Origin of the sequence: Streptococcus halichoeri, assembly GCF_009870755.1 — a bacterium.
Classification (GTDB): domain Bacteria; phylum Bacillota; class Bacilli; order Lactobacillales; family Streptococcaceae; genus Streptococcus; species Streptococcus halichoeri.
The window spans coordinates 42,720-53,979 of record NZ_WLZU01000011.1; the positions used below are offsets into that span (position 1 = coordinate 42,720).

Genomic DNA, 11,260 nt, shown 5'->3' on the forward strand with positions numbered 1-11,260 from the left:
AATAAATACATGTCAAAACAAAAAATCGTTGTAGCTCTAGGTGGCAATGCCATTCTTTCAACAGACGCCTCAGCTAAGGCTCAACAAGAAGCCTTAATTTCAACCTCTAAATCACTTGTGAAATTAATTAAAGATGGTAATGAAGTTATTGTGACACACGGGAATGGCCCTCAAGTAGGAAACCTCCTCTTACAACAAGCTGCGGCTGACAGTGAGAAAAATCCAGCAATGCCACTTGATACTTGTGTAGCCATGACTGAAGGAAGTATCGGTTTTTGGCTTGTGAATGCTCTAGATAATGAGCTAAAAGCGCAAGGCATTGATAAAGATGTGGCTGCGGTAGTTACACAAGTTATTGTTGATAAAGATGACAAAGCCTTTACCAATCCGACAAAACCAATTGGACCGTTCTTGTCAGAAGAAGAAGCCAAAAAACAAGCTGAAGAAACAGGCGCTGCCTTTAAAGAGGATGCTGGTCGTGGTTGGCGTAAGGTCGTTCCATCGCCAAAACCAGTTGGTATAAAAGAAGCAAGTGTTATTAGAAGCCTAGTAGATTCAGGTGTGGTTGTCGTTTCTGCCGGTGGCGGTGGTGTGCCAGTGGTTGAAGATCCATCAAGCAAGGAACTTACTGGTGTGGAAGCTGTTATTGATAAAGATTTTGCTAGTCAAACCTTATCTGAACTTGTAGATGCCGATCTCTTTATCGTTTTGACAGGGGTTGACAATGTCTATGTTAACTATAATAAACCTGATCAAACAAAATTAGAAGAAGTGACTGTTTCTCAAATGAAAGCATACATTTCACAAGACCAGTTTGCGCCAGGTAGCATGTTGCCAAAAGTCGAAGCAGCGATTGCTTTTGTTGAGAATAAGCCAAATGCTAAAGCAATCATTACGTCACTTGAAAATATTGATAATGTTTTATCTGCTGGCGCAGGTACCACTATTATCGCTGGTTAATTGAGCTGACCAGCAAATCATATCTTTAGTGTAGCTTGAAGAAAAGAACTCTTTGACGTGATTTTCTTCAGGCTATTTTTTTATATTCAAGGCGGTAAGCCTGCCAGCCAAAGGTGTAGGTGAAAAGCTCCGCTGAAATGAACAGCAATTTGGTACATTCTTCGTCTAAATGATAAGAGTCACTACAGAAATGAAAAAGGCAAAAATACTGTGCTGTGGCAAGAGAATAAGAGCCAGCTGAACTCAGGTCAGGAAAGCTTTAAAAGAGCTAGTAATGGCAAAAAGCTTATGTGATTCAAAAGAACTGAGAGAAGGCTATGGCTTTTTGACTAGCTGCTAAAAGAAGCTAGTGCCAGCTAAATAAAATTGTACCTTGGGCCGTTCAAAAGCTAAAAAGCTCACAGACTAGCTTTTTGGAAGCCAATTAGAAAATTCAAGGCTTTGCATCAGGCAAATTTTTGTTATAATAGCTCTATGAGAATTGTAGCAGGAGAATTTGGCGGCAGGCCTTTACAGACTTTACCAGGTAAAACAACTCGTCCCACTTCTGATAAGGTTCGCGGGGCAATGTTTAATATGATTGGCCCTTTCTTTGAAGGAGGTCGTGTTTTAGATCTTTTTGCAGGTTCAGGTGCCTTAGCCATTGAAGCCATTTCGCGTGGGATGTCTCAAGCTATTCTGGTCGAACGCGATCGTAAAGCGCAGGCAATTGTGACAGCCAATATTGCCATGACAAAGGCCGATGAGCACTTTAAACTGCTGAAAATGGATGCCAATCAGGCTATCTCTCAGCTAACCGGCACCTTTGATCTTGTTTTTTTAGATCCTCCTTACGCACAAGAAACGATTGTGGCAACCATTGAAGCTCTGGAGCAGCGCCAGCTATTAGGCCCAGAAGTTGTGGTCGTGTGTGAAACTGATAAGGCAGTTGTTCTACCAGAAGCAGTGGCTAATTTGGGCATTTGGAAAGAAAAAACATACGGAATAAGTAAGGTGACGGTATATGTCAGGTAAAATTGGACTTTATACAGGCTCGTTTGATCCGGTGACAAATGGGCATATGGATATTATTGCACGTGCTAGTGGTCTATTTGAACACTTGTACATTGGTGTTTTTTATAATCCTGAGAAAAAGAGCTTTTTTGATATAGCAACGCGGGTTAAGGTCTTGAAAGAGACGCTAGCGCGGTTTGAAAATGTGACGGTGGTTTCTGCTCAAGACGTTTTAGCCGTTGATTTGGCCAAAGAGCTGGAAGCGACGCATTTGGTGCGGGGTTTACGCAATGTAACGGATGTCGAATACGAAGCGGGCCTTGAGTATTTTAATCAGCGACTGGCTCCTCAACTGGAAACAGTTTATTTTCTAGCCAGACGGGACTTACAGGCGATTAGCTCAAGTCGTGTTAAAGAATTAATTCATTTTCAGGCCCCCATAGCTGGTCTTGTTCCTAAGGCTGTTCAATTAGAAGTGGAGAAACGAAATGACTTTTATAAAACGCTTTAAATGGTGGTTGGCAACGCTTTTTGGCTTGATTGCCTTGCTCTTTTTTCTTTTTTTCCCTCTGCCTTACTATGTAGAGATGCCAGGGGGTGCCTATGATATAAAATCGGTGTTAACAGTTAACAATGAAAAAGATAAGGCTAAAGGAGCTTACCAATTTGTAGCTGTTGGCCTGAGTCGGGCGTCTGTGGCCCAGCTCTTGTATGCTTGGATGACCCCTTTTACCGAAATTTCGTCTGCTAAAGACACAACGGGCGGCTATAGTGATGAAGATTATCTGCGGATTAACCAATTTTTTATGGAAACTTCTCAAAATGAGGCTATTTATCAGGCCTTCAAATTGGCTAAAAAGCCGGTATCTCTAGATTACCTAGGCGTCTATGTTCTTGACATCAATAAAAAATCAACATTTAAGGGGATTTTAAATATTGCCGATACAGTGACTGGGGTCAATGGCCGCGCTTTTAAGAGTTCTAAAGAGTTAGTGGATTATGTTTCTCATTTACAGTTGGGTTCAAAGGTCAGCGTTCAGTTTGAATCAGCGGGGCAAAAAGAATCCAAAAAAGGAAAAATTATCAAACTTGAAAATGGAAAAAATGGTATTGGTATTGGCCTGACAGACCATACTAAAGTAAAAACAGCAACCAATGATCATGTTGACTTTAAGACCGAAGGAGTAGGAGGACCTAGTGCAGGCCTCATGTTTACCCTTGCTATCTTTGATCAGGTGAACCATGAGGATTTACGCAAAGGAAGAACAATTGCTGGCACAGGAACGATTCAGCCCGATGGTAAAGTCGGAGATATTGGTGGTGCTGGTTTGAAAGTAGTAGCAGCAGCTAAAGAAGGGGCAACCATTTTCTTTGTTCCGAATAATCCTGTTGATCCCCAGATTAAAAAGCAAGACCCTAAAGCAATAACCAATTACGAAGAAGCTAAACGAGCTGCTAAGCAATTAAAGACGGATATGAAAATTATTCCTGTTACAAGTGTGCAAGATGCGATAAGCTACCTTCGTAAGACCTCTTAAGCCTTAATTTCTGTTTGTGAATTGAGGAAAATGGTTAGTATAGTGCTTTAAGCTAAAGCATCTATAAACAATGTCAGCTTGGAGAAAGGTCTATTAGAAGGTCCTTTTCTTCAAGCTTTTTTTGTAAGGAAGTAGTAAGCCTTTGAGCATTTTTGAACTAAAGCTGTGAAGCAGGCAATACAAATGAGTAAGCAGCTGGGCAGAAGTTCTGCCGCCAAATAAGCGAAGTAGAGGCTCTAGTGGTTGTTGATAGCAGAGGATTAAGCATTAAATAGGGAGGGTTATTTCCTTGAAAGGGAACTTTTATAATTTTTTGGAAAATTGATTGACAAGCAAAAAGAAACCGGTTACAATATGGATTGTGAGAACGATTTCACAACGACAAGGAGGAGGCACTTGGTCACAATTAAACAAGTTGCACAAGAGGCTGGAGTATCTAAATCTACTGTCTCACGCTATGTTTCACAAAATGGTTATGTTTCAGCAGAAGCTGCAATTAAGATTAAACAAGCTATCGATAAATTGCATTATAGCCCTAATATATTAGCGCAGTCCCTAAAAACGAAAAAAAATCAATTAGTAGGTTTGTTATTACCTGATATTTCTAATCCTTTCTTTCCTCGTCTGGCACGAGGAGCAGAAGTTTTTCTAAAGGAAAAAGATTATCGAGTAATGTTGGGCAATATTGCTAGCAGCGAAAGCTTGGAAGAAGAATATATCAATGTTTTGTTGCAAAATAATGCCGCTGGTATTATCACCACGCATGATTTTACTAAAAAATTTCCCAACCTGCCGATTCCTGTGGTCGTGGTTGACCGCATTGAACAAGATACCACTTATGGTGTCTACTCAGACAATAAATATGGCGGTTGGTTGGCAGCTAAGACTGTAGCTGAAGCTGGGGCTAATCATGTTTTACTGATTCGAGGTCCGCTTGATTATGCAGAAAATATCAATGAACGCTTTGAATCCAGTTTAGCCTATTTGCAGCAAACTTCTGCTAAGGTCACTATTTATGACAGCCAGTCTTTTGAGTTTGAGTCCATTCAGGCAGAAGCTCAGGTGATTTTGACTAAGGAACAAGCTATTGATAGCATTATTGCTCCATCTGATATTCATGCGATTGCCTATATTCATGAGCTACATGCACTGGGTAAAAAAATTCCAGAGGAGGTTCAGGTTATGGGTTACGATGATATTATGATGAGCCAGTTTACCTATCCTTCTTTATCAACCATTCATCAATCTTCTTATTCTATGGGAAAATATGCAGCTGAGCTTATTTATAAAATTGCCAATCAAATTCCTGTGGAAGATAAGCGTATCAAATTACCTGTTCACTATGTGGAACGCGAGACCATAAGGAGGAAGTTTGAAAAAAATAAAAGTTAATTGATTTATTGTTTGTCCTAATTTTGGGTGCACTAAAAAGAGGTCTTGAAACCTGATTTTTGAAATTAATCTGCGTTGAATCTGTGGTGTTATGCCTTGAGTGAAACGAAAGGAATGATTTAAAAATATGAGTAATATTGCCATTGTAGGAAGCATTTCTATGGATTTAGTCATGCAAACAAGCCGGATACCTCAGGAAGGAGAAACTGTCGTTGGGGATAGTTTTTCAATGGTACCTGGTGGAAAGGGAGCTAATCAGGCGGTTGCAATTGGTCGCTTAAGCAATAAAAGCGACCAGATTACCATGCTTGGTGCAGTTGGGAAAGATTCATTTGGCCCTCTTTTACAAGCTAATCTGACAGCAAATCACATTTGTACGCAGCATGTGGGAACGTTACCAGCACCATCAGGTGTTGCCCAAATCACCTTGTATCAGTCAGATAATCGTATTATCTATTACCCGGGAGCTAATGGTCTTGTTGACCCTAATCAATGGCGGGATGAGTGGCAAGTGATTACTGCAGCTGAATTAGTGGTTTTACAAAATGAGATTCCACATCATGCTAATCTGCAGATTGCTCATTTTTGTCAGAAGCATCAGATTCCGGTCCTTTACAATCCAGCGCCGGCACGAGAAACAGATCTAGAAATGCTGGATTTGGTGACTTATTTTACCCCGAACCAACATGAGTGTCAGGAGCTTTTTCCTGATAAAAACTTGAGTGAGGCTTTGTTGACTTATCCAGAGAAATTGATTGTTACGCTAGGCTCAAAAGGGTTAACCTATGCCAGTAAAAATCAGGTACAACATATTCCTGCTATCAAAGCGCAAGCGATTGACACTACTGGAGCAGGAGATACATTTAATGGAGCATTAGGTTATGCCATTGCCCAAGGTTTAGAGCTTACTCAGGCGTTACGGTTTGCAACCTTGGCTGCGCATCTATCGGTGCAAAAATTTGGGGCGCAAGGAGGCATGCCCAGTTTAGAAGAAATGAAGGAGCATCCAGCTTATGAAAAAGCATGGCATTTTGAATAGTTCAGTCGCAAAATTAGCTGCTGATTTAGGACATACAGATCGTGTCTGTATTAGTGATTTAGGTTTGCCTGTGCCACAAGGAGTGGCAAAAATTGATTTGGCACTTAAGCTAGGACAGCCGAATTTTCAGGAAGTTCTTGATGTCTATCTTGACAATATTCTGGTTGAGAAAGTTATCTTAGCTGAGGAAATAAAAACGGCTAATCCGGAACAATTGGCTACTTTATTAGCAAAATTTAATGATCAGGTTGTTGTGGAGTATGTTTCGCATGAGGAGTTTAAGGGTTTAAATCAAGCTGTCAAAGCGGTGATTCGAACAGGTGAAAACACTCCTTATTCGAATATTATCTTACAATCTGGAGTTATCATTTAGAAAAGGTGGGTGCCCTCTTTGAAAATTGATATGCGCAACATTTCTAAATCATTTGGTAGCAATAAGGTGCTTGAAAGAATTGATTTAGAATTATATTCTGGACAGGTTCATGCTTTAATGGGTGAAAATGGAGCTGGAAAATCAACGCTCATGAATATCTTAACAGGATTATTTCCAGCTAGCTCTGGCACTATCTACATTGATGGCCAAGAGCGCGTATTTGCTAATCCTCAAGAAGCAGAGCAATTTGGCATTAGCTTTATCCACCAGGAAATGAATACTTGGCCAGAAATGACTGTACTGGAAAATCTTTTTTTAGGTCGAGAAATAAAGGGACCTTTGGGACTATTAAATCAAACATTAATGCGACAAAAGGCTGAGGAAGTTTTTGCACGCTTAAAAGTAACCATTCCTTTAGATCGACCGATTGGTGACTTATCTGTTGGTCAACAACAGATGATTGAAATTGCTAAAAGCTTACTTAATCCACTTTCTATTTTGATTATGGATGAGCCTACGGCTGCTTTAACGGACCGAGAAACTAACAATCTCTTTCGAGTAATTCGTGACCTAAAAGAGCAGGGGGTTGGCATTGTTTATATCTCCCATCGGATGGAAGAAATCTTTAAAATAACAGATTTTGTCACGGTTATGCGAGATGGTATTGTTGTTGATACAAAACAGACTCAAGCCACATCAGCTGCTGAATTGGTGCGTCAAATGGTTGGTCGTCAATTAGAAGATTATTATCCAACAAAAGATACAGAGATTGGAGAGATTGCTTTTGAAGTAGATAGTCTTAGTGGGGAGACTTTTGAGGACATTTCCTTTCATGTACGTCAAGGTGAGATCCTGGGTTTTTCTGGACTAATGGGGTCTGGTCGTACAGAGGTCATGCGGGCTATTTTTGGCATTGATAAGAAAAAATCAGGTAGTATTAAAATTGATGGTCGCCAAGTTCACATAGCAAACCCATCACAGGCTATTAATCAGGGGTTAGGGTTTTTGACTGAAAATCGTAAGGATGAAGGCTTAATTCTTGATTTTAGTATCAAAGATAATATGACTTTGCCTAGCACGAAAGATTTCAGTCAACATGGACTTTTTGATGAAAAGACTAGTCAAGTGTTTGTCCAACAATTAATTGATCGCTTGCGCATCAAATCAGGAAGGCCAGCTTTGCCAGTAGGAAAATTATCCGGTGGCAACCAACAAAAAGTTGTTTTAGCTAAGTGGATTGGTATCGCACCTAAAGTTTTAATACTAGATGAACCAACACGCGGTGTCGATGTAGGTGCCAAGCGTGAAATCTATCAGCTCATGAATGAGTTGGCCGATCGAGGTGTGCCGATTATCCTGGTTTCCTCTGATCTTCCAGAAGTGCTTGGCGTTAGCGATCGCATCATGGTGATGCATGAAGGAAAAATGATGGGTGAATTGAGTCGAGCACAGGCCACTCAAGAAAGAGTGATGCACTTGGCCACAGGAGGAAATTAAGGTGAAAAATGTTATAAAGTACATTTCGGAGTTAACCACTCTGATTGCATTGATTGTTTTAATGGTGGTAATCTCAGTCATTAATTCAAATTTTTTAACGACTAATAATTTGCTCAACTTACTGCTACAAGTAACTGCTAATGGTTTTATTGCTTTTGGGATGACCTTTGTTATTTTGACTGGCGGGATTGACCTATCTGTTGGCTCCATTTTAGCTCTCTCAAGTGCTTTAACAGCAGGTATGATTGGCAGTGGTGTTCCGGTGAGTCTTGCTATTTTACTTGCTTTGGGGTTGGGGGCTTTATTTGGCATGTTAAATGGCTTGTTCGTTTCTTATGGCAGGCTTGCTCCCTTTATTGTGACTTTGGCAACCATGACGATTTTTCGGGGGATAACCTTGGTTTATTCCAATGGTAATCCTATTACTAAGGGGTTATCAGATAACTTTTGGTTCCAATTCTTAGGTCAAGGTTATATTGTGGGAATTCCCTTTCCGGTCATTCTCATGTTTATTGTGTTTATTATTTTGTATATTTTGCTACATAAAACGGCATTTGGGAAATCTGTGTATGCGCTAGGAGGAAATGAAAAAGCAGCATATATCTCAGGTGTTAAGCTAAACAAGGTTAAGATTATTATCTACACTATTTCTGGGATGATGGCGGCAGTTTCTGGATTGATTATCACTTCTCGTTTAAGTTCAGCACAGCCAACAGCAGGAACCAGTTATGAAATGGATGCCATTGCTGCTGTAGTGCTTGGTGGTACCTCGCTTTCTGGTGGTAAAGGTCGGATTATTGGAACTTTGATTGGGGCACTGATTATTGGTGTTCTTAACAATGGCTTAAACATTATAGGTGTATCAGCCTTTTGGCAACAAGTGGTCAAAGGGATTGTTATCTTAATGGCTGTTTTGCTTGATCGTTTTAAAGTAGCAAAATAAAATGAGCTCAGACCAGGTACTCTGCTAAAAAAGCGAACAGGTCTTGTATATTATGTATTCGAAAAGGAGTAAGCAATGACATTTAGAAAAAAATTAGGTTTTATAGCGCTGCTATCAATGATTCTAGTTCTTGGTGCTTGTGGAAAGACTGGTCTTAGGAATTCATCAAGTCAAACCAGTAAAGTAGTGACAAAAAAAGCTGCTAAAGATTTGAAATTGGGTGTTTCGATTTCGACAACAAATAATCCTTATTTCGTAGCTATGAAAGATGGCATCGTCAAAAATGCGGATGACAAAAAGCTAAGTTTAAAAGTTGCTGATGCACAAGATGATGCTGCTCGTCAAGCAGATGACATTCAAAATTTTATCAGCCAAAATGTAGATGCTATCTTGATTAATCCTGTCGATTCCAAAGCAGTAGTCTCAGCCATTAAATCAGCAAACAATGCCAATATTCCTGTAATCTTGATTGACCGTGGAAGTGAAGGAGGACAGGTTTTAACGACTGTTGCTTCTGATAATGTGGCAGCGGGGAAAATGGCTGCCGCTTATATTGTTAAAACCCGGGGCCAACAAGCTAAAACTTTTGAATTATCAGGTGTCCCTGGGGCTTCAGCAACAGTTGACCGTGGTAAGGGATTTAAAACAGTCGCACAAACAAAACTGAGTGTTCTCTCCAGTCAATCAGCCAATTTTGACCGTGCCAAGGCTTTGAATACTGCTCAAAATATGATTCAAGGTAACAAAGCAGTTGCAGCAATCTTTGCTCAAAATGATGAAATGGCCTTAGGAGCAGCTCAAGCTGTTAAATCCGCTGGCTTGAAAGATGTTTTGATTGTTGGGATTGATGGGCAGCCTGATGCGCATGATGCCATTAAAAAAGGGGACCTATCTGCTACTATTGCCCAGCAACCTGCTAAAATGGGTGAAATTGCCATTCAAGCCGCCATTGATCACTACCAAGGCAAAAAAGTTGCAAAGAAAACCATTTCTCCAATTTATCTTGTTACTAAAGACAATGTTGATCAATACAATTGGTAATGCCTTAAATGCAGAGTTAGGAATCTTGAGTATTCCTAGCTTTTTATTGTTTATTCTTATTTTTAATGGCGGTTAGCTCTTTAGGAACATGGTATAATAGAACAAGCAAGCTTTGGCTTAGTGTGAAGGAAGGATGAGCAAATGCAAGAAGAGCTTCGCATTTTACATTTGAATGATTTACATTCACATTTTGAAGCCTATCCCAAATTAGAACGTTATTTTCAGAATTATCAAGATACTACTGCCGAGGTGATTCGTTGTGACTTAGGTGATAATGTTGATCGTAGTCATCCGCTGACAGAAGCGACTAGAGGGCGAGCTAATGTCGCTTTGATGAATCGTTTAGGCATTCAATTGGCAACTATCGGAAATAACGAAGGGGTGGGGCTGCCAAAAGAGGCCCTCAATCAGGTATATGAGGCAGCTGACTTTCATGTAGTGTTGGGTAATCTGCGAGATAAAGGACAGATGCCCAGCTGGGCTAAACCCTATTACATTTATGAGACTAAGAAAGGGACAAAAATTGCCTTTTTAGCCTATACCTTTCCCTACTATACAACCTATCAACCTAATGGTTGGGAAATTCTAGATCCGATTAGCTGTCTAAAGAGTGATTTACAAAACCCAGAAGTGGCTAGTGCCCATGTCCGCATTCTACTGAGTCATCTAGGCATTCGAATGGATGAAAAAATCACTGAAGAAGTAGATAAACTGGATCTCATCATTGGGTCTCATACCCATCATGTTTTTCCTGAGGGAGCTTTTTTAAATGGTGTTTACTTGGCTGCTGCAGGAAAATACGGACAGTATGCTGGTGAAATCAAGCTGCAATTGCAAAATCATCAACTGACCACTATTGACATTAAGGCACATGAGATGAGTCACATGTCCAGTCAACCCAAGGACCAAAAACAAATAGCCGACTTGTATCAAGCTGGTATAGCCCTGCTTAGTCAAGAAGTTGTTACTGATTTTACACATAATCTGAGTCAAGGTGAAAGTGAAAAACTGGTTATGGAGGCTATGCAAGCCTATGCTAAAGCCGATTGTTCTATTATTAATTCAGGTTTAATTGTGACACCATTTTCACAACATCTCACCATGGCCCAGCTACATCAAGCCTTACCTCACCAGATGCGGCTTGTTGTGTTTGAGTTGAATCAGGCTGAGTTGCAAGATGTTTGTAGTGATATTATGGAGCAGGCACGCTTATTAGAGCATCAAGACATTCATGGTATGGGTTTTCGCGGGAAGCAATTTGGTCAGCTGCGCTTTAATGAATCATTCCCGTAGTTAGTTATTCCATAGCCATCATAGCTTTTCAAACCCTCAAAAAGAAAAATCGCCACGTTAAGTAGCGATTTTTCCCTTTTGTGAGCCTCAATGAAACGTCAAAGCGTTATAATAGTTTTAAGCAAAAATCTCTATTAACGAGGTCTCACTATGAAAATTATAACACAGCTTAACCTTTTTGAAGATCAGGA

Annotated in this window: 11 protein-coding genes; all 11 read left to right on the forward strand. The window is 40.1% G+C overall.

Translation table 11 applies throughout. From position 1 onward, the window contains the following. The first annotated feature begins 9 nt into the window (after positions 1 to 9). The 11 genes from arcC to GWD08_RS04195 all read left to right on the forward strand — a co-directional run bounded on the left by arcC (position 10) and on the right by GWD08_RS04195 (position 11,069). A complete protein-coding gene (gene arcC / locus GWD08_RS04145) occupies positions 10 to 960 on the forward strand; it encodes a carbamate kinase (RefSeq protein ID WP_159548833.1) in 951 nt (316 codons plus the stop codon). 474 nt (positions 961 to 1,434) lie between these two features. After that, complete coding sequence (gene rsmD, locus GWD08_RS04150; RefSeq protein WP_159543577.1) at positions 1,435 to 1,974, forward strand: 16S rRNA (guanine(966)-N(2))-methyltransferase RsmD; 540 nt, start codon at positions 1,435 to 1,437, stop codon at positions 1,972 to 1,974. Further along, on the forward strand, positions 1,964 to 2,464 hold the full coding sequence (coaD, locus tag GWD08_RS04155; RefSeq protein ID WP_159548830.1) for a pantetheine-phosphate adenylyltransferase: 501 nt from the start codon (positions 1,964 to 1,966) through the stop codon (positions 2,462 to 2,464). Before rsmD ends, coaD begins: the two co-directional genes overlap by 11 nt. Then, entirely contained in the window at positions 2,442 to 3,491 is a 1,050-nt protein-coding gene (locus GWD08_RS04160) for a SepM family pheromone-processing serine protease (protein ID WP_159543581.1), read from the forward strand. The genes coaD and GWD08_RS04160 overlap by 23 nt, the downstream gene beginning before the upstream one ends. 396 nt (positions 3,492 to 3,887) lie before the next feature. Then, positions 3,888 to 4,883, forward strand: coding sequence for a LacI family DNA-binding transcriptional regulator (locus tag GWD08_RS04165; RefSeq protein ID WP_159543583.1), 996 nt, complete (start codon positions 3,888 to 3,890; stop codon positions 4,881 to 4,883). Positions 4,884 to 5,010: 127 nt separating this feature from the next. Continuing rightward, entirely contained in the window at positions 5,011 to 5,922 is a 912-nt protein-coding gene (gene rbsK, locus GWD08_RS04170) for a ribokinase (RefSeq protein WP_159548824.1), read from the forward strand. Beyond that, positions 5,897 to 6,295: a D-ribose pyranase gene (gene rbsD, locus GWD08_RS04175; RefSeq protein WP_159543587.1), complete on the forward strand. Its 399-nt coding sequence runs from the start codon at positions 5,897 to 5,899 to the stop codon at positions 6,293 to 6,295. The genes rbsK and rbsD overlap by 26 nt, the downstream gene beginning before the upstream one ends. A gap of 18 nt (positions 6,296 to 6,313) precedes the next feature. Continuing rightward, on the forward strand, positions 6,314 to 7,792 hold the full coding sequence (locus GWD08_RS04180) for a sugar ABC transporter ATP-binding protein (protein WP_159548821.1): 1,479 nt from the start codon (positions 6,314 to 6,316) through the stop codon (positions 7,790 to 7,792). 1 nt (position 7,793) lies between these two features. Then, positions 7,794 to 8,735 carry an ABC transporter permease subunit gene (locus GWD08_RS04185; protein ID WP_159548818.1) on the forward strand — a complete coding sequence of 314 codons (942 nt, stop codon included), beginning with the start codon at positions 7,794 to 7,796 and terminating at the stop codon, positions 8,733 to 8,735. Between the two features lie 75 nt (positions 8,736 to 8,810). Further along, entirely contained in the window at positions 8,811 to 9,776 is a 966-nt protein-coding gene (locus GWD08_RS04190; RefSeq protein WP_159564378.1) for a substrate-binding domain-containing protein, read from the forward strand. A 141-nt stretch (positions 9,777 to 9,917) separates the two neighbouring features. After that, positions 9,918 to 11,069: a bifunctional metallophosphatase/5'-nucleotidase gene (locus GWD08_RS04195; RefSeq protein WP_159564380.1), complete on the forward strand. Its 1,152-nt coding sequence runs from the start codon at positions 9,918 to 9,920 to the stop codon at positions 11,067 to 11,069. Positions 11,070 to 11,260: the final 191 nt, after the last annotated feature.

What these genes read in the sequence shown, in the direction of transcription:
- arcC (WP_159548833.1), top strand. Translation starts at nt 10, where the DNA reads ATGTCAAAACAAAAAATCGTTGTAGCTCTAGGTGGCAATGCCATTCTT.
- rsmD (WP_159543577.1), top strand. Translation starts at nt 1,435, where the DNA reads ATGAGAATTGTAGCAGGAGAATTTGGCGGCAGGCCTTTACAGACTTTA.
- coaD (WP_159548830.1), top strand. Translation starts at nt 1,964, where the DNA reads ATGTCAGGTAAAATTGGACTTTATACAGGCTCGTTTGATCCGGTGACA.
- GWD08_RS04160 (WP_159543581.1), top strand. Translation starts at nt 2,442, where the DNA reads ATGACTTTTATAAAACGCTTTAAATGGTGGTTGGCAACGCTTTTTGGC.
- rbsK (WP_159548824.1), top strand. Translation starts at nt 5,011, where the DNA reads ATGAGTAATATTGCCATTGTAGGAAGCATTTCTATGGATTTAGTCATG.
- rbsD (WP_159543587.1), top strand. Translation starts at nt 5,897, where the DNA reads ATGAAAAAGCATGGCATTTTGAATAGTTCAGTCGCAAAATTAGCTGCT.
- GWD08_RS04190 (WP_159564378.1), top strand. Translation starts at nt 8,811, where the DNA reads ATGACATTTAGAAAAAAATTAGGTTTTATAGCGCTGCTATCAATGATT.
- GWD08_RS04195 (WP_159564380.1), top strand. Translation starts at nt 9,918, where the DNA reads ATGCAAGAAGAGCTTCGCATTTTACATTTGAATGATTTACATTCACAT.